The sequence below is a fragment of the Nocardiopsis sp. NPDC055551 genome, assembly GCF_053619415.1.
Window position 1 is genome coordinate 323133 of record NZ_JBSHJJ010000005.1, and the last position, 21439, is coordinate 344571.

At 68.2% G+C, this 21439-nt stretch carries 21 protein-coding genes and 1 tRNA gene; 18 read left to right on the forward strand and 4 right to left on the reverse strand.

Annotated elements, in window-relative coordinates:
- The first annotated feature begins 77 nt into the window (after positions 1-77).
- Entirely contained in the window at positions 78-977 is a 900-nt protein-coding gene (locus ACWGSK_RS11820; protein WP_358512271.1) for a bile acid:sodium symporter family protein, read from the forward strand.
- A 242-nt stretch (positions 978-1219) separates the two neighbouring features.
- Here ACWGSK_RS11820 and ACWGSK_RS11825 read toward each other — a convergent pair whose 3' ends face one another.
- Entirely contained in the window at positions 1220-1717 is a 498-nt protein-coding gene (locus tag ACWGSK_RS11825; protein WP_358512268.1) for an LURP-one-related/scramblase family protein, read from the reverse strand.
- Positions 1718-1726: 9 nt separating this feature from the next.
- Positions 1727-2170 carry a hypothetical protein gene (locus tag ACWGSK_RS11830; protein WP_358512266.1) on the reverse strand — a complete coding sequence of 148 codons (444 nt, stop codon included), beginning with the start codon at positions 2168-2170 and terminating at the stop codon, positions 1727-1729.
- 159 nt (positions 2171-2329) lie between these two features.
- Here ACWGSK_RS11830 and ACWGSK_RS11835 point away from each other — a divergent pair, with 159 nt between their 5' ends.
- The gene (locus tag ACWGSK_RS11835) at positions 2330-3031 is read left to right on the forward strand and encodes an exonuclease domain-containing protein (RefSeq protein WP_358512264.1); all 702 of its coding nucleotides are present in this window, start codon (positions 2330-2332) and stop codon (positions 3029-3031) included.
- Positions 3032-3050: 19 nt separating this feature from the next.
- Here the strand turns inward: ACWGSK_RS11835 and ACWGSK_RS11840 are convergent, their stop codons facing one another.
- Positions 3051-3512 carry an SgcJ/EcaC family oxidoreductase gene (locus ACWGSK_RS11840; RefSeq protein ID WP_358512262.1) on the reverse strand — a complete coding sequence of 154 codons (462 nt, stop codon included), beginning with the start codon at positions 3510-3512 and terminating at the stop codon, positions 3051-3053.
- A gap of 88 nt (positions 3513-3600) precedes the next feature.
- Positions 3601-3672, reverse strand: a tRNA-Arg gene (locus ACWGSK_RS11845).
- A gap of 119 nt (positions 3673-3791) precedes the next feature.
- On the opposite strand from ACWGSK_RS11845, the gene ACWGSK_RS11850 reads away from it, so the two are divergent.
- From ACWGSK_RS11850 to atpB, 16 genes are all read left to right on the forward strand, one after another.
- A complete protein-coding gene (locus ACWGSK_RS11850; protein WP_358512259.1) occupies positions 3792-4190 on the forward strand; it encodes a response regulator transcription factor in 399 nt (132 codons plus the stop codon).
- Positions 4187-5293 (forward strand): DALR anticodon-binding domain-containing protein, encoded by a 1107-nt coding sequence (locus tag ACWGSK_RS11855; RefSeq protein WP_358512256.1) that lies wholly within the window; start codon positions 4187-4189, stop codon positions 5291-5293. Before ACWGSK_RS11850 ends, ACWGSK_RS11855 begins: the two co-directional genes overlap by 4 nt.
- A 121-nt stretch (positions 5294-5414) precedes the next feature.
- On the forward strand, positions 5415-6800 hold the full coding sequence (gene lysA / locus ACWGSK_RS11860; protein ID WP_358512253.1) for a diaminopimelate decarboxylase: 1386 nt from the start codon (positions 5415-5417) through the stop codon (positions 6798-6800).
- 71 nt (positions 6801-6871) lie between these two features.
- On the forward strand, positions 6872-8158 hold the full coding sequence (locus ACWGSK_RS11865) for a homoserine dehydrogenase (protein ID WP_358512250.1): 1287 nt from the start codon (positions 6872-6874) through the stop codon (positions 8156-8158).
- A 233-nt stretch (positions 8159-8391) separates the two neighbouring features.
- The gene (gene thrC / locus ACWGSK_RS11870; RefSeq protein ID WP_358512294.1) at positions 8392-9450 is read left to right on the forward strand and encodes a threonine synthase; all 1059 of its coding nucleotides are present in this window, start codon (positions 8392-8394) and stop codon (positions 9448-9450) included.
- Positions 9451-9501: 51 nt separating this feature from the next.
- Positions 9502-10440, forward strand: a complete 939-nt coding sequence (thrB, locus tag ACWGSK_RS11875) for a homoserine kinase (protein WP_452455834.1) — start codon at positions 9502-9504, stop codon at positions 10438-10440.
- A 438-nt stretch (positions 10441-10878) separates the two neighbouring features.
- A complete protein-coding gene (rho, locus tag ACWGSK_RS11880) occupies positions 10879-12900 on the forward strand; it encodes a transcription termination factor Rho (protein WP_452455817.1) in 2022 nt (673 codons plus the stop codon).
- A gap of 200 nt (positions 12901-13100) precedes the next feature.
- Positions 13101-14921 (forward strand): L-lactate permease, encoded by a 1821-nt coding sequence (locus tag ACWGSK_RS11885; protein WP_358512242.1) that lies wholly within the window; start codon positions 13101-13103, stop codon positions 14919-14921.
- Positions 14922-15118: 197 nt separating this feature from the next.
- A complete protein-coding gene (gene rpmE, locus ACWGSK_RS11890; RefSeq protein ID WP_358512239.1) occupies positions 15119-15328 on the forward strand; it encodes a 50S ribosomal protein L31 in 210 nt (69 codons plus the stop codon).
- Positions 15329-15442: 114 nt separating this feature from the next.
- Positions 15443-16513 (forward strand): peptide chain release factor 1, encoded by a 1071-nt coding sequence (gene prfA, locus ACWGSK_RS11895; protein ID WP_452455818.1) that lies wholly within the window; start codon positions 15443-15445, stop codon positions 16511-16513.
- The gene (gene prmC / locus ACWGSK_RS11900; RefSeq protein ID WP_358512233.1) at positions 16510-17373 is read left to right on the forward strand and encodes a peptide chain release factor N(5)-glutamine methyltransferase; all 864 of its coding nucleotides are present in this window, start codon (positions 16510-16512) and stop codon (positions 17371-17373) included. Before prfA ends, prmC begins: the two co-directional genes overlap by 4 nt.
- A gap of 83 nt (positions 17374-17456) precedes the next feature.
- Positions 17457-18290, forward strand: a complete 834-nt coding sequence (locus ACWGSK_RS11905; RefSeq protein ID WP_358512231.1) for an L-threonylcarbamoyladenylate synthase — start codon at positions 17457-17459, stop codon at positions 18288-18290.
- Positions 18291-18301: 11 nt separating this feature from the next.
- Complete coding sequence (locus ACWGSK_RS11910) at positions 18302-19468, forward strand: MraY family glycosyltransferase (protein WP_358512228.1); 1167 nt, start codon at positions 18302-18304, stop codon at positions 19466-19468.
- Positions 19469-19692: 224 nt separating this feature from the next.
- The gene (locus tag ACWGSK_RS11915; RefSeq protein ID WP_358512225.1) at positions 19693-20115 is read left to right on the forward strand and encodes a hypothetical protein; all 423 of its coding nucleotides are present in this window, start codon (positions 19693-19695) and stop codon (positions 20113-20115) included.
- Between the two features lie 105 nt (positions 20116-20220).
- Positions 20221-20451, forward strand: a complete 231-nt coding sequence (locus ACWGSK_RS11920; RefSeq protein ID WP_358512222.1) for an AtpZ/AtpI family protein — start codon at positions 20221-20223, stop codon at positions 20449-20451.
- Positions 20452-20556: 105 nt separating this feature from the next.
- Complete coding sequence (atpB, locus tag ACWGSK_RS11925) at positions 20557-21387, forward strand: F0F1 ATP synthase subunit A (protein WP_358512291.1); 831 nt, start codon at positions 20557-20559, stop codon at positions 21385-21387.
- The last annotated feature ends 52 nt before the right edge of the window (positions 21388-21439 follow it).

Consider the following 21439-nt stretch of genomic DNA (forward strand, 5'->3'; position numbering starts at 1 on the left):
ACTGAACGGTACGCCCCCGTGTCCCCGCGTCCCTACAGCTCGGCCGCGTCGCCGGCCCATCCCCCAAGGGGTCCCCCATGGACTCGGCCCTCACCACGGTCGGCCTGCCGGTCGCCCTCGGCGTCATCATGCTCGGCCTCGGCCTCAGCCTGACCGTCCGGGACTTCACCCGACTCCTCACCATGCCCTGGACGATCCTCCTCGTCCTCGGTTGCCAGATCCTCCTGCTGCCGCTCTTCTGCTTCGGTCTCGTGCTGGTCTTCGTCGAGTACTTCGACCTGGCACCGCTGTTGGCGGTGGGCATGATGATGATGGCGGCCTCCCCGGGCGGCACCACCGCGAGCCTGTACAGCTACCTGTTCAAGGGCAACGTCGCGCTCAACATCTCGCTGACCGCGATCAACTCGGTCACCGCCATCGTGACCCTCCCGCTCATCACCGGGTTCTCACTCGGCTACTTCACCGAGGGCGGGTCCATCGGTCTTCAGGCCGGAAAGATGATCCAGGTGTTCGCGGTCATCCTCGTCCCGGTCGCGATCGGCATGTTCGTCCGGGCCAGGATGACCGCCTTCGCCGAACGCATGGAGCGGCCGGTCAAGCTGGGTTCCAGCATCGTGCTGGTCGCGGTGATCATCGGCGCGATCGCCGCCGAGTGGGCGAACCTGCCGCAGTACATCGTCTCGGTCGGCCTCATGGTGCTCGTCTTCAACGTGGTGAGCCTGACCATCGGGTACTGGGCGCCCCGCCTCGTCGGTACCGGGCGTCCCGAGGCCATCGCCTCCTGCATGGAGATCGGTCTGCACAACACCACGCTGTCGATGACCATCGCCATCACCGTCCTGAACAGCACCGAGATCGCCATCCCGTCCGCGGTCTACGGGGTGCTGATGTTCTTCACCGCCGCCGTCGCCGGTGCCCTGCTCACCCGTCGCGACGCCCGGGAGGAGAGGGCCGAGGCCACCGCGAGCGGGGACTGATCACCCGGGGCGCCACCACCAGGCCCAGCGGCAACAGGATCAGGCCGGCCAGGCCGGCGGCCCCGGTGACCAGTAGGTAACCGCACGCCCGAAGCGGCCCCCGCCACACGTCCCTCATGCTCGGCTCCTCGTCGGTCGACTTCGCCGTTGACACCGACAGTCTGGCGGGAGACCGATCGATCGGTCACCACAGCCCGCCACCCGATCCGAAGGGTGGCGGCGGCCACCGGACCGTGGGCCGATCAGTCGTCGTCGGAGGTCAGGGCGTCCACGGCGACGGCGACGCTGATCACCAGCGCGGGGTCCCCCGCGACGTCACGACGGTGGGTGTTGACGTCGATCGCGTAGGTGTCCCGCACGCGGAACCACTTTCGGGAGACCACCGCGACGGTGCCCTCCTTGTCGCTGATGGAGTACTCCTTGTCCAGGAAGCTCCCCACGACCTCCCAGTCCGGAGCACCCTCGACCTCGACGTTGAGCTTGTCGCGGATGGGGTTGAACAGGCGCTTGCGGACGGTCGCCACGGTCTTGCCGTCGTGTTCGACCCGCATCTGGTCCCGGACCTTGAAGAGCTTCTTGCGGATCACCATGAGCTCGTTGCCCTGGGGGTCCTTGAGCTCGAAGGTGGTGCGGATCTTCAGGGCCTTGCCGTCGACCCAGAACACCTTGTTGCCCTGTTCGTCGGTCACCCAGAAATCATCGCCGATGTCGAAAACGCGTTCGCGTACCAGAAACTTCATGCGATGACGTTATTGCACCATGCCCCCGCCGACCAGACGCGTCCCCAACCAGCGGTGTTGCAGCAGCCCGATCCAGATGGTCAACGCTCCGGAGACCACGAAGCCCAACGCCGCCAGGACCTGCCACTCCGGGGGTAGGTACCGGGCCAGGAGCCACAGACGCAGGGAATCGTTCGCGCCCACCAGGTTCATCCCCAACGGGATCAGTCCCTGGGGGACCAGAGCGACCATGCCGACGGTGACCAGGACCACGCGCACCAACGAGAGAGCGATGTGGACCAGCCATCCGCGAACGGCGTTCGAGGCGGTGGCGTCCCGATCGTTCCCACCCGCGATCCGGGCGGACGATCCACGTTCGGCGAGCCCGTTCATCTCAGGGGTGACACCGAGTCCGAGAGGGTCGCCCGCGGCGACCTCCCGTTCTCGCGTCTTCTCATGGTCGTTCCGCTCCATCACCACTCCACTCGTCTCGATTGGAGAGATCCTGGCATTCCGAGTGATACGGAGTAAAGCGGATTCCCACGTGAGGACGATTCGGCGCCGCTTGTCACCGGTGATCTGTAATGTCACTAGCGTGTTCGGAATCGGACGACCGGAACCGTGAGGAACCACGTGCACACCTCCTGGCATACCCAGCCCATGGCCGCCTTCGACATCGAGAGCACCGGCCTGGACGTCGAGAACGAACGGATCGTCACCGCCGCCCTGTGGCGGATCGACCCCGCGCGCGGCACCAAGGAGGTCACCGCCTGGCTGGCCGACCCGGGGATCGAGATCCCCGCGGAGGCCGCCGAGATCCACGGCATCACCACCGAACGGGCTCGGGCCGAGGGCCGCCCGACCGTCGAGGTGGTCACCGAGATCGCCGCCGCCATAGAGGCCGTCGTGGCCGAGGGCCTACCCCTGGTGGTCTACAACGCGCCCTACGACCTCACCCTGCTCGACCGCGAGATCGCCCGGCACCGGCCACCCCTGGCCGCGCCGCCGCTGGTGGTGGACCCACTGGTACTGGACAAGCGGGTCGACACCTTCCGGCGGGGTTCGCGCAAACTCGTCGACGTGTGCGCCCACTACCAGGTGCCCCTCGCCCAGGAGGAGGCCCACGGGGCCGCCGCCGACGCCCTGGCCGCGGCCCGTCTGGCCTGGCAGATCGCCGCCAGGTACCCGGAGATCGCGGAGCTGTCCATCGACGACCTGCATTCCTCCCAGATCAAGTGGAAGGCCGAGCAGTCCGCGAGCTTCCAGGAGTACCTGCGCCGCCGCAACCCCGACGCCGTGGTCGACGGCACCTGGCCCCTCACCCCCGCCCCCTGACCGAGCCCGGCCGCACGCCCTAAGGCCGTTCGCGGTAGTCGGTCGGGGTCAGGCCCGTCTCACCGGAGACGTGGGTCTCGGCGCCGGGGACCCGGTCGGTGTTGTGCGCGGCCACGGCCCGCCAACCATCGAACCCGCGTTGGACGACGAAGGTGAAGACCCCGGACCGGCGGCCCGCGGGTCCACCGTCCAGGCTCGTCTGACCGGTGATCGACCAACGGCAGTGCACCACCGCGGCGTCGTCGCCCAACTCGCGCACCCGAACACCGGACACACGAAGGGCGGAGCCGGGGAAGATCACCCGCAGACCGTAGTCGTGGGCGCGGTGGATGCTCTCGCGGTCGCGCCACCACAGGCCGACCACGTTGACGAAGTCCGCGTCCGGAACGAACAGGTTCGCGATGCCCTCCGCGTCCCCTCGGTTCCACGCCCGGGCGAAACCCGTCGGAACGTCCTCCGGGCGCTCAAGGCCGACCGTCATCTCACTCCCTTCGCGCTTTGGAGCGGCGACGTCCCCGAAGCGCGGAAACGAAAAAGGGAACACCGTCGCGGTGTTCCCTCTCGAACTGTGCCCCCTGCAGGATTCGAACCTGCGCAACCGGCTCCGGAGGCCGGTGCTCTATCCCCTGAGCTAAGGGGGCGCTGTTGCGAGGTCAACTCTAGCAGGGGTTGAGGGAGGTTCGTCCAATCGTTTCGGGGGGTCGTCCGAATGCTCCGATCCGGTGGTGTCGTCGCGCTCGGCGGAGGTAGTGTCACGATCGTGAACGCCCTTCCCGTACGGGTTCTCGTCGTCGAGGACGACGAAGTGATCCGTGAACTCATCCGCCTCAACCTCGAACTGGAGGGGTTCGAGGTGTTCACCGCCATGGACGGACAGGACTGCCTGGACCAGGTCGGTCACGTCCGACCCGCCGTCATCACCATGGACGTGATGATGCCCCGCCTCGACGGCTGGAGCACCGTCGAACGCCTACGAGCCGACGGCTACGACCGGCGCATCGTCATGGTGACCGCCCGCGCCCAGGCGGACGACCGCAGGCGGGGCGAACGGATCGGCGTCGACGACTACATCACCAAGCCCTTCGACCCCGACGAGCTCGTCGACCTCATCCGTGCCCTGCACGGTGACGGCGACGACGGCATGGGGGGACTCGCGTGACCCCACGCGCCCTGGAGGCCGTGGTGCGCCGTGCCGCGCTGCGCGCCTTCGATCTGGACGACACCGACATCCCGTTCGTGTGGCCGCGCGCGGACCAGGCCGCGGGTTCGGCCGACGCTTCCGTGGCCCTGGCCCCGCGGCTGGTGAGCCGGGTGCGCGACCGGCTCCCCGAGGGGCGCGACGACACCCACCGCCTCACGGTTTCCGCTCGTATCGTCGAGCAGGTCGAATCCCTGTCCGACGGCGATGACCCCGAGGCCGGATTCGCCGAGGTCCTCGGCGACAAACGCGGCTTCGTCAACATCACCTTCACCTGCCGCCAGCGCCAGAGCCTGCTGCGTGCGGCGGCCGACGGCCCGCGCTTCCTCACCGGACGCCCCTGGACCGGGGCGGGGGAGTGGCCCCGCACCGACCTGCACGAGGCCGGCCCCGTGGCGCAGGCGCGACGCTTCGCCCGTGCCGACGCCCGCGCCCGCATCGCCATGGCCGTGGGCGACGAGGACCCTCCCCCCGAACCGAGCGGCGAGGTGTCCTGGCGCGACCACTACCTGGACACCGATCGCACCGACCTGTACACACCCGCCGGCCGCACCCTGGGACGCATCGGCGAGGACAGCGCCCGGGTGGCGTTCTGCCGCTCGGTGCCCGACAGACCCAGGGAGAACGAGTCCACGGGTAGGGACCTACCGGTGCTGCCCTCGGCCGAGCACCCCGGGGCCTGGGCCCGCCTCACCGACGCCAACCCGGCCTTCCGACTGCGCTACGCCCACGCGCACGCGCTGACCAGCCTGAGATGGGCCCGCGACACCGGGCTCGCGGCGGCCGAATGCCGCCATGGCGCCAACGCCAAGGTGCGCGCGCTGCTCTTCGACGGCCCCGGTGTCCTGGACACCGCCGCGCGCCGAGAGGAACCCCATATCCTGGTCAGATACCTGGAAGCGTTGAGCAGTGCCTACGATGAGTGGCGGACGGGTTCCACCGTCGGTGCCGGCGGGGACGAACCCACGCGGGCCGCCCTGGACCCGGCCCTGCCCGCGGCCGTCGCCGGTGTGCTCCGCACCGGACTCTTCCTGCTCGGGGTGTCGGCGCCCACAAGGCTGTAGACACTTCGTCCGCCGCGGGTCCCAGGGGGAGATCCCAACCCCTGTGTTCCGATCTTCTTGATGGACAATGGGCAGGGTCCCCCCTGAACAGCAATACGAAGGTCCAGCCGAAAGACCCGCCATGAGCCGCTACGCCCACCCCGCAGGATCCCGCCACGCGGAGATCCTGCCGGAGGACAACCCACCGCTGCCGCCCGAGGACCTCAACTCCCTCGACGAACGCGTGTGGCCCGCCACCTCGCGCCGTCTGGACGGAGAACTGACCATCGGTGGCATCGGCGTGCGCGCCCTCGCCGCCGAGTACGGGACGCCGCTCTTCGTCATGGACGAGGAGGACTTCCGCTCCCGCGCCCGCGACTACTCCACCGCCTTCACCGACGCCGACGTGTACTACGCCGGCAAGGCCCTGCTGACCAAGGCCGTCGCCCGTTGGGTGATCGAGGAAGGGCTCAAGATCGACGTGTGCTCCGGCGGTGAGTTGGCCGTGGCCCTGGCCGCCGGCGTTCCCACCGACCGCGTCGCCATGCACGGCAACAACAAGTCGGTGGCCGAGTTGCGCCGTGCCGTCGAGGTCGGAGTCGGCCGCGTCATCGTCGACTCCCTCGACGAGATCGACCGTCTGGCGACCGTCGCCGCCGAGATCGGCGCCCGCCCCAAGGTCCTGATCCGCGTCACCACCGGCGTGGAGGCGCACACCCACGAGTTCGTGGCCACCGCCCACGACGACCAGAAGTTCGGGTTCGCGCTCAGCACCGGCGCCGCCGCCGAGGCGGTCCGTCGGGTCCTGGCCGCCGACCACCTGGAACTGGTCGGGCTGCACTCGCACATCGGTTCGCAGATCTTCGACACCTCCGGGTTCGAGGTCGCGGCCCGCCGCGTCACCCGGTTCCTCACCCGGATCCATGAGGAACTCGACGTCACCCTCGCCGAACTCGACCTCGGTGGCGGACTGGGCATCGCCTACACCTCCGACGACGACCCCCTCGACCCCAAGACCATCGCCGAGAGCCTCACCGCGATCGTGCGCCGCGAGTGCGCCGAGGCGGGCCTGCCCATGCCGCGTATCGCGGTCGAGCCCGGCCGTGCCATCGCGGGTCCCGCCGGGGTCACCCTCTACGAGGTCGGCACCGTCAAGGACGTGGAGGGCATCCGCACCTACGTGAGCGTCGACGGTGGGATGAGCGACAACATCCGCACCGCCCTGTACGGGTCGGAGTACACCGGCAGGCTGGTCTCTCGCGAGAGCGACGCCGAGGCCATGCTCTCCCGTCTGGTCGGCAAGCACTGCGAGAGCGGTGACATCATCGTGCACGACCTGTACCTGCCCGCCGACCTGCGGCCGGGCGACCTGGTGGCGGTCGCCGCCACCGGCGCCTACTGCTACTCCATGGCGAGTAACTACAACCACCTGCCCCGCCCCGCCATGGTGGCGGTTCGGGACGCGAACGCACGGGTCATCGTGCGAAGGGAGAGCGAGGAGGACCTCCTCCGCCTCGACGTAGGCTGAAACGTTCGTCACACGGGCGTCGACCGGCGTCCGGAGGGGTCGGACACGAGAGAAGTGGGAGTCACGCCCAAATGGCGATGAAGGTGGCGCTGCTCGGATGCGGCGTTGTGGGTTCGGAAGTCGTCCGCCTGGTCAACGAACAGTCCGAGGAACTGGCCGCGCGGATCGGCACGCCGATCGAGATCGGCGGGATCGCGGTACGCAGGCTCGACCGCGACCGTGGGGTCGACCCGGCGCTGCTGACCACCGACGCCACGGCGCTGGTCACCCGCCCGGACATCGACGTCGTGGTGGAGGTCATCGGCGGGATCGAGCCGGCCCGTTCGCTGATCCTCTCGGCGATCAAGTCCGGCAAGTCCGTGGTGACCGCGAACAAGGCGCTGCTGGCCGAGGATGGACAGACCCTGCACGCCGCGGCCCGCGAGGCCGGGGTCGACCTGTACTACGAGGCGTCCGTGGCCGGGGCCATCCCGCTGCTGCGCCCGCTGCGCGACTCCCTGGCCGGTGACAAGGTCAACCGGGTCCTGGGGATCGTCAACGGCACGACCAACTACGTGCTGGATCGCATGGACTCGGCCGGGTCGTCCTTCACCGAGGCCTTGGCGGAAGCACAGAGCCTGGGCTACGCCGAGGCCGACCCGACCGCCGACGTGGAGGGCTTCGACGCCGCGGCCAAGGCCGCGATCCTGGCCCGGCTGGCCTTCCACACCCAGCGCGTCACCGCCGCCGACGTGCACCGCGAAGGCATCACGGGAGTCTCCGCCGGCGACATCGCCAGTGCCCGGGACATGGGGTGCGTGGTCAAGCTCCTGGCGATCTGTCAGCGTTCCGAGGACGGCGAGTCCGTGGGCGTACGCGTCCACCCGGTCATGCTGCCGTTGGAGCACCCGCTGGCGAGCGTCAAGGAGGCCTACAACGCGGTCTTCGTGGAGGCCGAGTCGGCCGGCCGGCTGATGTTCTACGGCGCCGGGGCGGGGGGCACCCCCACCGCGGGCGCGGTCCTGGGCGACATCGTGGGCGTGACCCGTAACCGGATGGCCCGCACGTCCGTGGCCGAGGGAGGCCACGACACCGGCCTGCCGGTGCACGACATGGGCCGCACCATCACCAGCTACCACGTGGCGCTGGACGTGGCCGATCGTCCGGGCGTGCTCTCCCAGGTCGCCGAGGTCTTCGCCGACCACGGTGTCTCCATCAGGAACGTGCGTCAGGAGGGCAGCGGGGACGACGCCCAGCTCGTGCTGGTCAGCCACCCCGCACCCGATTCCGCGCTCAGCAGCACGGTCGAACGGCTCAGCACGCACCCGATGGTCCGCGAGGTGGCCAGCGTGATGCGCGTGGAGAACTTCCAGGACTGATCGAGGGCCGGGGGTCGCTCGGCGGAAAGCGACCCCCGGTGTCCGGATACTGAGATCACAGTGCCGCGACGCAAGACCTCGCAGGTCGGGTCGTACACTCGTCACCAGTGGGGACGCTCCGCCGCGGCGAGACCCCCACACCCGTCTTCCCTAGAGGGACGACTTTCCCGCGCGCCCGCCGAGGGCACGCGTCAAGCGAACAGCAACCACCCGAAAGGGACACCGTCGTGAGCATGGCACGGGCCTGGCGAGGCCTAGTCGAGGAATACCGCGACCGCCTTCCCGTCAACGAGAACACCCCGGTCGTCACCCTCCAGGAGGGCAACACCCCGCTGTTGCCCGCCGCACGCGTGTCCGAGCTCACGGGCTGCGAGGTCTTCCTCAAGGTCGAGGGCCTCAACCCCACCGGCTCCTTCAAGGACCGCGGCATGACCATGGCGATCTCCAAGGCGGCCGAGGACGGCGCCAAGGCCGTCATCTGTGCCTCCACCGGTAACACCAGCGCCAGCGCCGCCGCCTACGCCATCCGCGCGGGCATGGCCTGCGCCGTCCTGGTGCCCCAGGGCAAGATCGCCATGGGCAAGCTCGCCCAGGCCCTCGTGCACGGTGCCCGCCTGCTCCAGGTCGACGGCAACTTCGACGACTGTCTGGAACTCGCCCGCAAGCTCAGCGTCGACTACCCGGTCGCCCTGGTGAACTCGGTCAACCCCTACCGTCTCCAAGGGCAGAAGACCGCCGCCTTCGAGATCGTCGACGCCCTCGGCGACGCCCCCGATGTTCACTGCATCCCCGTCGGCAACGCCGGCAACATCACCGCCTACTGGATGGGCTACACCGAGTACGCCAAGGACGGGATGTCCACCAGGTCCCCCCGCATGCTCGGCTTCCAGGCCAGCGGCTCCGCGCCCATCGTCGACGGGGCGCCCGTGACCAACCCCAACACCATCGCCACCGCCATCCGCATCGGCAACCCGGCCTCCTGGAAGCTCGCCGAACAGGCGCGCGACGAGTCCGGTGGCGCCATCGACAAGGTCACCGACCGGCAGATCATGGCCGCCTACAAGCTCCTCGCCTCCCAAGAGGGCGTCTTCGTCGAGCTCGCCTCGGCCGCGAGCGTCGCCGGCCTCCTACAGGCCGTCGAGGCCGGAGAGGTCCCCAAGGGCAGCCGCGTGGTGTGCACCGTCACCGGAAACGGCCTCAAGGACCCCGACTGGGCCCTGGCCGGTGCCTCCTCCGCCATCACCGTCCCCGTCGACGCCCAGGCCGCCGCCAAGGCCCTGGACCTGATCTGAGCTCCGTACCGACCTAGGTAGCCACCAGTGACCTCACCACGTCCGCGCCGGGTGTCCGTCGACGCCCCGGCCACCAGCGCCAACCTCGGGCCCGGGTTCGACAGCCTCGGGTTGGCCGTCCGGTTGTACAACCGCTTCGACGTCTCCTTGCGCGAGGACGACGAGCTCCACGTCTTCGCCGCGGGGCAGGGCTGCCGAGAGGTGCCGCTCGACCGGCGTCACCTCGTCATCAGGGCCATGGCCGAGGCCTTCGACCGGGTCGGGGAGAAACTTCCCGGCCTGGACCTGCGCTGTGAGAACGACATCCCGCACGCGCGCGGACTCGGTTCCTCGTCCTCGGCGATCGTCGGCGGGGTCGCGGCGGCGGCGGCACTGCTCGGCAGGGCCGGGCCAGACGGCGGCCCGGACCGCGACTGGATCTACCAGATCGCCGCGGACATGGAGGGTCACCCCGACAACGTGGCCCCCTGTGTCTTCGGCGGTTACACCGTGGCCTATCGCGACGACGACACCTGGGGCGTCGCCCGGCTCACCCCGGACGAACGGATCCTGCCGGTACTGTGCGTGCCGGGTTGGAAGCTGTCCACCGAACGCGCCCGCGGGCTGTTGCCGGAGACGGTTCCCCACGCCGACGCCGCCTTCAACGCCGGACGCGCCGCGTTGATGACCGCGGCCGTATGTGGCCAACCGGAATCCTTGTTCTCGGCCACCCGGGATCGGCTGCACGAGTCCTATCGCTCGCCCGCCATGCCGCGCACCCTCTCCCTCGTCGAAGACCTGCGAGAACACGAGAAACTCGCCGCGGTGGTCTCCGGTGCGGGGCCCACGGCGCTGGTGCTGTGCACGGTCGCCGAGGGACGCGCGGAGGTGAATTCGCCGGAAATCGCCCGACAGATTGATTCGATCGCTCGGTGGGCGGGTAATGATTGGGACATACGCCCCCTGCACGTTGAGCCGGCGGGGGTGCGGACCCCATCTCCCCATCCGTAGCATCTGTGTCGAGGAATAGCCGTGGCCTCAGGTGATGTTAGGCTTGGTGAAGCACCAGATGCCCCGTCACGGGGCGTGTGCTCATCCGCCACAGCGGCTTCCGCATCCCATACTCCGGCGGTCCGATCTCACGATCAGTCGGAAGCGGCGGCCAATGTGTCGAGTCAGCGGTCTCCCCGCGACTGTGCCCACGTCTTCGAAGTCCGCTCCTCCTCGGATGAGCGTGCCACGACGGTTGACGGGCATCACCTCCGAGCTATCCGCCCTGACGTCTGGCTGTACCCAGAGCCCGCCGCGATCGGGTAGGGGACCGACAACGCCGGTTTCCGACATCCACGTGGGGCACGCCCTACCCGGCCCCTGCCGGTTCGCACCATCGGGCCGGCCGATCAAGCACAACGCTGACGGCCGAAGCCCGCTCCTTGGGAAGGACCCTTAGTGAGCGACACCACCGAACTCCGAACGGACGCGGCGGTCGACAGCAAGAACGGCGCCGACGCCTCCACGGAGGCCGGCGAAGCCGCACCAACGGGCGCGTCGAGGTCGCGTGCGGCCTCGCGCGGCACCGGTCTCGCCGCCCAGAAGCTCCCCGAGCTCCAAAAGCTCGCGTCGAGCATGGGCATCACCGGTACGGGGCGCATGCGCAAAAGCGACGTGATCGCCGCGATCGAAGCCAAGCAGGGCGGTCCCGTGGCCCCGGCCAAATCGAAGTCGGCAAAGAAGTCCGACGCCGCCCCTGAGGCCGGTAAGGTCGAAGGAACCGACGACCGGACCGAACCCGCCTCGTCCACCCCGTCGGGTTCCGACGAGGTGGAGAACAAGGGTTCGGGTGTTCGGTCATCGGACCAGGCCGTGACCGAGTCCCAGGGTGGGAGGGGCGACAAGCCCTCCCGCAACCGCCGCTCGTCCCGCAAACGCGGTGACGAATCCGGTGACCAGCCCCGTTCGGTGGACGGCACCGACTCCTCAACCTCCGCGAGCAGCGTGACCAAGACATCCAGCACCCCCCAGAAGAACGGCCCCGACTCCGAGGACCGTGACAACAGGTCCGGGCAGGGTCGCGAACGCCAGCGCAACCGTCGCAACCGCAACCGTGGCGGTGACGACCAGAACACCAACAACACCGACCGTCAGCAGGGCGGCGGCGACGGCCAGAACCAGGGTCGCAGTAGCAGCGGTAACAGCAACAGCGGTAACAGCAACAGCAACAGCGGCAATGACGACGACTTCGGCGGCGGCCGCCGGCGCGGTCGGCGTCGGGACCGGCGGGACCGTCGGGGTCGTAGCAGCGGTCCGGAGACCGAGCCGGTCATCGGTGAGGACGACGTCCTGTTGCCGGTCGCGGGCATCCTGGACATCCTGGACAACTACGCCTTCGTTCGTACCACCGGCTACCTGCCCGGCCAGAGCGACGTGTACGTGTCCCTGGCCCAGGTCCGCAAGTACGGCCTGCGCAAGGGCGACCACATCATCGGTGCGGTCCGTCAGCCTCGCGACGGTGAGCGACGCGAGAAGTTCAACGCCCTGGTGCGCCTGGACTCGGTCAACAACATGTCCTCGGACCAGGCCAAGGGGCGCCAGGAGTTCTCCAAGCTCGTCCCGCTCTACCCGCAGGAGCGCCTGCGGCTGGAGACCGAGCCGAACGTGCTGACCACGCGGATCATCGACCTGGTCGCCCCGATCGGTAAGGGCCAGCGCGGTCTGATCGTCTCTCCGCCCAAGGCCGGTAAGACGATGGTGATGCAGGCGATCGCCAACGCCATCACCGAGAACAACCCGGAGTGCTACCTCATGGTGATCCTCGTGGACGAACGTCCCGAGGAGGTCACCGACATGCAGCGCACGGTCAAGGGCGAGGTCATCCACTCGACCTTCGACCGTCCGGCCGAGGACCACACGGTCGTCGCGGACCTGGCGATCGAGCGCGCCAAGCGCCTCGTGGAGATGGGCATGGACGTGGTCGTCCTGCTCGACTCCATCACCCGCCTGGGCCGCGCCTACAACCTGGCCGCTCCCGCCAGCGGACGCATCATGTCCGGTGGTGTGGACTCCACCGCCCTGTACCCGCCGAAGAGGTTCTTCGGTGCGGCCCGCAACATCGAGGGCGGCGGTTCGCTGACCATCCTGGCCACCGCGTTGGTCGAGACGGGTTCGCGCGCCGACGAGGTGATCTTCGAGGAGTTCAAGGGCACCGGCAACATGGAGCTCAAGCTCAACCGGTCCCTGGCGGACAAGCGGATCTTCCCGGCCGTGGACGTGGACGCCTCCAGCACCCGTAAGGAGGAGATCCTGATGTCGCCGGAAGAGCTGAACGTCGTATGGAAGCTCCGCCGGGTGCTGCACGCCCTGGACACGCAACAGGCGATCGAGCTGCTCCTGGACAAGATGAAGGAGTCCAAGAGCAACGCCGAGTTCCTGATGCAGATCCAGAAGACCACGGTGGGGCCGGAGCGCTCGTAACCGAACGGCAGGCCCCCTTCCCGGGTTCGGGAAGGGGGCCTTTCGTGTGTCCGGGGCCGGTCGACCGAGTTCTTTTCGGGATACGGAACTCGAATATCACTACTGTGTTGCAGATCACAAAAGGGGGATGGTGGGAGCGCTCCGGCGGATCTAGTGTCGCGCCAGCCGAGTGCACACCCCGTATCAGGGAGCCGTCTGGAATGGACAACATCGCCCTGCTCAGTCTCCTCGCGCTCACCCCGATCCTCGTGGTCGGAGTCCTGCTCGTCGGGTTCCGCCTCCCCGCCATGTACGCGATGCCCGCCGGGTACGTAGTCGTGGTCGGCATCGCGGTCCTGTTCTGGCAGACCGACTGGATGGCCATCGCGGCCTCCACCCTCCAAGGCCTGATCCTCGCCGCGGGCCTGCTCTACATCATCTTCGGCGCGTTGCTCCTGCTCTCCACCCTCACCAAGAGCGGCGCCGTGGCCACCATCCGGGCCACCTTCACCGACATCAGCCCCGACCGGCGTATCCAGGCGGTGATCATCGGCTGGCTGTTCGGCAGCTTCATCGAGGGCGCCTCCGGGTTCGGTACCCCCGCGGCCGTGGTCGCGCCCCTCCTGCTCGCCCTCGGTTTCCCGGCCATGGCCGCCGTCATGGTGGGGCTGGTCATCCAGAGCACGCCGGTCAGCTTCGGCGCGGTCGGCACCCCGATCCTCGTCGGGGTCGCCGGTGGCCTGGACGGCTCGGAGCAGGTCGCCGAACGCGCCTCCGTCCTCGGCCTCACCCTGCCCGGGTTCGTCAGCGAGATCGGCCTTCAGACAGTGCTCCTGCACGCCGTGGCCGGAACCCTCATCCCCCTCTTCATCTGTTGCATGCTCTGCGGTTTCTACGGGGAGAACCGGCGTTTCTCCGACGGCTTCGGCGTTTGGAGGTTCGCCCTGTTCAGCGCCTTCGTCATGACGATCCCGTCGATCTTGTACAACTACTTCCTCGGGGTCGAGTTCACCAGCCTCCTGGGCGGCCTGACCGGTCTGGTCATCGTCGTCCTCGCCGCCCGTAAGGGCTTCCTGATGCCGAAGAGGATCTGGGACTTCCCGCCGCGGGAGGACTGGCTCGCCCGCTGGACCGGCCGGATCGAGTCCGGCAATGGGGAGGAGGTCGTCGGTCGTCGCATGGGGCTGCTCCAGGCCTGGGCTCCCTACCTGTTGGTCGCCGCCATCCTGGTTGGCAGCCGCACGATCGCCCCCGTCCAGGAATGGTTGTCCGGCATCACCATCGGTTCCGACGACATCCTCGGCACCTCCATCGCTCAGGCCGTCGAACCCCTCTACTCACCCGGGGCGACCTTCATCCTGGTCTGCCTCCTCACCTACGGACTGCACCGCATGAAGGGCTCGGAGATCCTCGCCTCCTGGAAGATGGCGGGTTCCCAGCTCGCGGGGGCGGCCGTCGCCCTGCTGTTCGCCGTGCCGCTGGTCCGTGTCTTCATCAACACCGGAGCGGACTTCGGGGGAACCACCCTGGACAGCATGCCGTTGACCCTGGCGACCGGCGCCGCGGAGCTCGGCGGCACCGCCTGGCCTCTCTACGCCCCGTGGATCGGCGCACTCGGCGCCTTCGTCGCCGGCTCCAACACCGTCTCCAACCTGATGTTCTCCCTCTTCCAGTTCTCCACCGCCGAACAGATCGGGGTCCCACCGGAGACCGTCGTGGCCACCCAGGCCGTCGGTGGCGCGGCCGGGAACATGATCACGGTGCACAACATCGTGGCCGCCTCGGCGGTGGTCGGCCTGGTCGGTCGTGAGGGTGACCTCATCCGCCAGACGTTCATCCCGTTGACCTACTACGCGGTCCTGGCCGGATCGGTGAGCTACGTGTTCATCTACGGCCTCGGAGCGAACGCGGGCACGATCGTGCTGGCCCTGCTCCTGGCCGTGCTGGTCGGCCTGGTCCTGCTACTGCGACGGGCCGACGCGAACAAACCACCGTCCAGCACGATGCGCGACGCCGAGCCCCGGAAGGGGGCTCGGGAATAGGTACTGGTCCCGGCATGGTTGTCGATCTGGCAAACTGGTAGTGAGGGTAGGTTCGTCCTCCTGTCACCGGGAGAGCACGCCACCCGATCACCTGGATCGCCGCGGCACCGGTTCGCGCATGGTTTCGACACGGCCCCACCTGTGAGGTGGGTGCCGTGGTCATGCGTCCGGCGGTCGCGCACTAGCAAGGAGAACACATGCAGGCCGACATCCACCCGGAGTACGTCGCCACCGAGGTGACCTGCACCTGCGGCGCCCACTTCGTCACCCGGAGCACCCTCACCGAGGGCAAGCTGCGCGCCGACGTGTGCTCCGAGTGCCACCCCTTCTACACCGGCAAGCAGAAGATCCTGGACACCGGTGGTCGGGTCGCCCGCTTCGAGAAGCGCTTCGGCAAGCGCAAGTAGCGCTGCCCTTCGGCCCGGTGGCACCGCTCCGTCCGCGGGGCGCGCCACCGGACCGGTCGCAGCCCCCTCATCCGGGGGAACAGCCAGGGCGGACGAGAAGACGGGAATGGGATAGTGAAGCTGGACGACCTACTCGGGGAGTACTACGAGCTGGAACAGCGGCTCGCCGACCCCGAGGTGCACGCGAACCCGGCCGAGGCGCGCAGGCTGGGCAAGCGCTACTCCCAGCTCACCCCGATCATCGAGGCCTACCGGCAGCTCAAGGCGGTCGAGAACGACATCGAGGCCGCCCGTGAGCTGGCCGCCGAGGACTCCTCCTTCGCCGAGGAGGCCGACCGGCTGACCGAGGAGGCCGAGCAGCTCACCGAGCGCCTGAGCTTCCTCCTCATCCCGCGCGACCCCGCCGACGACAAGAACCTCATCATGGAGGTCAAGGCCGGTGAGGGCGGTGACGAGTCCGCCTTGTTCGCCGGCGACCTGGTCCGCATGTACCTGCGCTACGCCGAACGGCAGGGCTTCAAGACCGAGGTCATCGACGCCACCCACTCCGACCTGGGCGGTTACAAGGACATCACCATCGCCTTCAAGAACAAGGGCAACCCCGAGCCCGGCTCGGGCGCGTGGCCCATGCTCAAGTTCGAGGGCGGTGTCCACCGGGTGCAGCGCGTGCCCGTCACCGAGTCCCAGGGGCGTATCCACACCTCCGCCGTCGGTGTCCTGGTCGTACCCGAGGCCGAGGAGATCGAGATCGAGATCCACGAGAAGGATCTTCGCGTCGACGTCTACCGTTCCTCCGGCCCCGGCGGGCAGAGCGTCAACACCACCGACTCCGCGGTGCGCATCACCCACCTGCCGACCGGCATCGTCGCCTCCTGCCAGAACGAGAAGAGCCAGCTCCAGAACAAGGAGCAGGCCCTGCGTATCCTGCGCGCCCGCATCTACGCCGAGGCCCAGGCCAGCGCGGACGCCGAGGCCAGCGCCGAACGCAAGAGCCAGGTCCGTACCGTCGACCGCTCCGAGCGCGTGCGCACCTACAATTTCCCGGAGAACCGCATCTCCGACCACCGGGTCGGTTACAAGGCCTACAACCTCGACCAGGTCCTCGACGGAGAACTGGGCGGGGTCATCAAGGCCCTGGTGGACGCGGACACCAAGGAGAGGCTCGAAGCCGCCCAAACATCATGAACTTCCTACTCGACGAGGTCGCCCGCGCCACGCTCCGGCTGGCCGAGGCGGGCGTGGCCTCACCCCGCACCGACGCCGAGGAACTCGCGGCGTTCGTGCATGGTGTCCGTCGAGGGGAACTGCACTCGGTCGCCGACGCCGACTTCGACGCCCGTTACTGGGAGTGCGTCTCCCGCAGAGAGGCCCGCGAACCCCTCCAGCACATCACCGGACGCGCCTACTTTCGCTACCTCGAACTCCAGGTCGGGCCCGGTGTCTTCGTGCCCCGCCCCGAGACCGAGATCATGGTGGACTGGGCGATCGAGACACTGCGGTCCATGGACGTGGCCGACCCACTGGTCGTGGACCTGGGCTCCGGTTCCGGGGCCATCGCCATCTCCATTGCCCAGGAGGTGCCGCGTTCACGGGTGCACACGGTCGAGATCGATCCCGAGGCGCTGCGCTGGACCCGCCGCAACGTGGAGTCCAGTGGGCACGCCGATCGGGTGACCGCCCACGAGGGTGACATGCGTACCGCCCTGCCCGAGCTCGATGGCGGGGTGGACCTGCTCATCAGCAACCCGCCCTACGTTCCGACCCGGGAGGCGCACGTCATCCCGCCGGAGGTACGCGACTACGACCCGGCCCCGGCGTTGTGGTCGGGCGAGGACGGTCTGGACATGATCCGCGACCTGGAGGCGGTCGGCCGTAGGCTGTTGCGTCCGGGCGGGGCCATGGCCATCGAACACCATGACGGTCAGGGCATCGACATCCCCCGGCTGTTCCCCGAGGACAAGGGCTGGCGTGACGTCCTCAACCGCAAGGACATGGCAAGGCGCGACCGTTTCGTGGTCATGCGCCGGGCCGACGAGGACGATTAGCCGCCCTTCGCCCTCACCCCCCAACCCCACCGTCGAACCGACATCTGTCCGGTCGACCCGTTCGAGATCGAGGTGAACCCAGGGTGAGCCGCATCTACGACTGCGCGGACGAGACCGCCCGCAAGGACGGCATCGCCGACGCCGCGTCCGCGGTACGCCGAGGCGACCTGGTGGTACTGCCCACCGACACCGTGTACGGCATCGGTACCGACGCCTTCAGTCCGAAGGCGGTCGCGCGCCTGCTGGAGACCAAGGGGCGCGGCAGGGACATGCCACCGCCCGTGCTGGTCGGTTCCATCCGGGCCGCCAGTGCCCTGATCGACGACCTGGGCAACCACGGCCGGGACCTCATGGAGGAGTTCTGGCCCGGTCCGCTCACCCTCGTGTGCACCGCCACCCCCAGCCTGTCCTGGGACCTGGGCGACACCAAGGGGACCGTGGCCGTGCGCATGCCGATGGACCCGGTGGCCCTGGAGCTGCTCAAGGAGACCGGCCCCATGGCGGTCAGCAGCGCCAACAAGTCGGGGGAGCGGGCCGCCGCCAACGCCGGTGAGGCCATCGAGCAGCTCGGCGACGAGGACGTGGCCGTCTACCTGGACGGTGGTGAGAGCGACAATCCGGTGGCCTCCACCATCGTCGACCTGACCTACGCGGTACCGCGTGTGCTGCGGTCGGGCGCCATCTCCATCGAGGAGCTGCGGGCCGTGTGCGGCACCGTCATCGGTGAGCTGCGCAAGGGTCGGGCCAAACCGAAGAAGGACGACGCCGCCGAGATCGACGCGGAGACCGCCGCCGCCGAGGCCCTCGACGACGCCGACAACGACGGCGAGACAGACGGTTCCGGCAAGACCGAGGACACCGCCGAGTCGTCGTCCACCGGCACCGAGTCCGACACGTCCGGTAGCGACAAGAACTAGAGGGGCCGGCCGTGCGGGAGTACGCGCTCACCTTCGTCATCGCCGTCGCGGTGACCTACCTGCTCGTGCCGTTGGTACGTCGGTTGGCGATCGCCTTCGGCGCGGCGCCCCCCGTGCGCGACCGTGACGTGCACACCGAACCCATTCCACGGTTGGGCGGACTCGCCATCTACGGCGGGTTCGCCGCGGCGCTGCTCATCTCGGCGCAGCTACCGCATCTGCAGAACGTGTTCGTGGCCAAGACCTGGATCGGCCTGCTGTTGGCCGGCGGGCTCATCACCGTCATCGGCGTCATCGACGACCGATGGGGGATGGACGCGCTGAGCAAGCTGGCGGGCCAGACCGCCGCCGCGGGCATCCTGGTCTGGCAGGGCGTGCAGTTGCTGTGGCTGCCACTGCCCGGCACCCAGTTGTCCCTGGGCCCGTGGCTCGGGGCGATGGTGTCGATCCTGCTCATCGTGGCGACCATCAACGCGATCAACTTCGCCGACGGCCTGGACGGCCTGGCAGCCGGTATCGTCGCGATCTCCTCGCTGGCGTTCTTCGCCTACTACTACGTGGTCGCGGTGGACCAGGGGTTCGAGCGCCAGTCCTACCCGGCGATGATCGCGATCATCCTGGCGGGCACCTGCCTGGGATTCCTCTGCCACAACTTCCACCCGGCCAGGGTGTTCATGGGCGACACCGGTTCGATGCTGTTGGGTCTGTTGCTCACCTCGATCACCATCACGGTGACGGGTCAGTTCGACGCGAACACCGCCAGGGAGGAGTTCAACTCCTCCGGCCTGGTCGTCTTCCTTCCCATCCTGTTGCCGCTGTTGGTGATCGCGCTGCCCCTCGCCGACATGGTGCTGGCGATCGTGCGGCGCACACTCGCGGGCAAGTCCCCCTTCGCCCCGGACAGGGGGCATCTGCACCACCGTCTACTGGACATGGGGCACACCCATACCCGCGCGGTGCTGTTGATGTACCTGTGGGCGGGCATCGTCGCGTTCGCCGCGGTGTCCCTGTCGATCTTCGACTCCGCGCTCATCGTCCTCTCGGTCACCGTGCTGGTGGCCACCTGTGCGGTCGGTCTCATCGCCCTGCCGCGTCTGCACCGTCGTGGGTTGTTGCCCGGGAGCCGGCGGAAGGCTTCTCGATCGCGAACAGATCACCATTCGTCAACCGATGGATAAAAGGCCGATCACGTTCGGGACGGAGGTCCTCTCGGGCGGTCCGAATGTGCCTGCTTGTGAAGGTCGAGCCGAGTGTGTTCAAGGTGACACAAGGTCCGAAGAGGCCCCGGTACGGGCCTTTCGCGCCGCGTTAAGGGTGCGTTAAGGGGTCCCTGGATTTCGTACCGAAAACCTTGTGATAGCTTTCACGAGCAGGTAACCACTTAACCCCACGGAGCTTCGTCATGCAGGGACACGACGCCCGGATCCTCCGCGGCGCCGCGCTTCCGAGCGCCGCGTGCGGAGCCCTGGCCATTGCGATCTCGGCCCTGCTCGCAGGTACCGCGGGAGCTCTCGGTTCGGCCCTGGCGGTGGCCATCGTCATCGCCTGTTTCGGTCTGGGGCAGTGGGCGGTCATCCTGGTCACCCGGCGCAACAAGGACCTGTTCCTTGCCGCGAACCTCATCGGCTTCGTGGTCAAGATGGCGCTGCTGGGCATCCTGCTGGTGACCCTCGGAGGAAGCCCTCTCATCGCCGACCTCAGCACCAACGCCTTCGTCTACAGCGCGCTGGTCGTGGTGCTGGCATGGCTTGGTGGGCAGACCTGGGCCACCTCCCAGGCGAAGATCCTCCACGTGGACCCCAGTGAGAGTTCGGAGAACTCGTGATGGGGTGCCCCGCCGCGTTCCGTTGGAGCGGGCGTTATAACCTGTTCCACGGCAGGCGGAAGGCCACCTTCCAGCCGCGCCCCACATGCTATATTCCGGAGCGAGATGAGCAGCGAGCCAACCGAGAAGAAGGGCCCCGAAGCGCTACCCGCGCCACGCGAGGCCGATGGTTGGGCGCTCTTCTCCACTCTGCTTTCGGGTGTTCTCGTGTGGAGCGCGATCGGCTGGGGTGCGGACAGGCTCCTGGATTTCCAGGCCCTCTTCCTGCCCATCGGGGCGGTTCTCGGTATGGCCGGCTCGATCTATCTGATCGTCGCCAAGACGCGTCACATCTGAGCACCCCGCAGTCCCGCGTCGCCCGTTCCGCGACGACGCTAGCAGTAACAACCATCAACGAGGCTTTCTTGCGTCACGACGAAAGGATTCGCCGTGAGTGCTGACGTGCGCATTCTCGCGGCCGAACCAGGTTGCCATCTCTTCGGTGACAACGGGTGCGGGTTCGAGGCCCCCACCATCGGGATGTTCTTCCCCGAACCGTGGTTCGCCAATATCCCCCTCAGCACGGGCATCGACCTGTACCTGGTTCTGTTGCTCGTCGCGGTCGGTGCCGTCCTGCTCCTGTGGTCGTGGTTCAGCAAGAAGCTGAGCCTCGTCCCCGGCCGCAGGCAGAGTGTCGGGGAGATGCTGGTCCTGTTCATCAGGGACAACATCACCCGGCCCACCATGGGTGCCAAGGGCGACAGTTTCATCCCGTTCATGACGGGCGTCTTCACCCTCATCCTGGCCATGAACTTCACCGGGTTGATCCCCGGCATGCTGCCGGTCAACAGCAACCTCGCCTTCACCGCGATGTTCGCACTGGTCATCTACGTGATGACCATCGTGATCGGTATCAAGAACCAGGGCGGCTGGGGTTACTTCCGTAACCAGATCTTCCCGCCCGGGATGCCGAAGTGGATCTACGTCCTGGTCACCCCGATCGAGATCCTCTCGGTCTTCCTCATCCGCCCGGTCACGCACGCCCTGCGTCTGTTCGCGACCATGTTCGCGGGCAGCCTGCTTCTGGCCGTGTTCGCCTACGGCGGCTGGTACATGCTGAACCTTTCGGCCGAGCCGGTCCTCGCCGCGGTCTCCGTGGTCTTCTCCGGCGCCGCGCTGCTCGGTTACGTCGCCTTCTTCCTCTTCGAGATCGCGATCATGCTGATCCAGGCCTTCGTGTTCACTCTGCTCGCGAGCCTGTACCTCAACCAGTCGCTCGAAGCGGCTCACTAAGACCCCCTCCGAGTTCCCCCGGTCCCCCGATCGGAACAGGGACGAGGAGTGC

Excerpts from the sequence above, each read along its gene's own strand:
- ACWGSK_RS11820 (WP_358512271.1), top strand. The coding sequence starts at position 78 with ATGGACTCGGCCCTCACCACGGTCGGCCTGCCGGTCGCCCTCGGCGTC.
- ACWGSK_RS11825 (WP_358512268.1), bottom strand. The coding sequence starts at position 1,717 with ATGAAGTTTCTGGTACGCGAACGCGTTTTCGACATCGGCGATGATTTC.
- ACWGSK_RS11830 (WP_358512266.1), bottom strand. The coding sequence starts at position 2,170 with ATGGAGCGGAACGACCATGAGAAGACGCGAGAACGGGAGGTCGCCGCG.
- ACWGSK_RS11840 (WP_358512262.1), bottom strand. The coding sequence starts at position 3,512 with ATGACGGTCGGCCTTGAGCGCCCGGAGGACGTTCCGACGGGTTTCGCC.
- lysA (WP_358512253.1), top strand. The coding sequence starts at position 5,415 with ATGAGCCGCTACGCCCACCCCGCAGGATCCCGCCACGCGGAGATCCTG.
- ACWGSK_RS11865 (WP_358512250.1), top strand. The coding sequence starts at position 6,872 with ATGGCGATGAAGGTGGCGCTGCTCGGATGCGGCGTTGTGGGTTCGGAA.
- thrC (WP_358512294.1), top strand. The coding sequence starts at position 8,392 with ATGGCACGGGCCTGGCGAGGCCTAGTCGAGGAATACCGCGACCGCCTT.
- ACWGSK_RS11885 (WP_358512242.1), top strand. The coding sequence starts at position 13,101 with ATGGACAACATCGCCCTGCTCAGTCTCCTCGCGCTCACCCCGATCCTC.
- rpmE (WP_358512239.1), top strand. The coding sequence starts at position 15,119 with ATGCAGGCCGACATCCACCCGGAGTACGTCGCCACCGAGGTGACCTGC.
- prmC (WP_358512233.1), top strand. The coding sequence starts at position 16,510 with ATGAACTTCCTACTCGACGAGGTCGCCCGCGCCACGCTCCGGCTGGCC.
- ACWGSK_RS11915 (WP_358512225.1), top strand. The coding sequence starts at position 19,693 with ATGCAGGGACACGACGCCCGGATCCTCCGCGGCGCCGCGCTTCCGAGC.
- ACWGSK_RS11920 (WP_358512222.1), top strand. The coding sequence starts at position 20,221 with ATGAGCAGCGAGCCAACCGAGAAGAAGGGCCCCGAAGCGCTACCCGCG.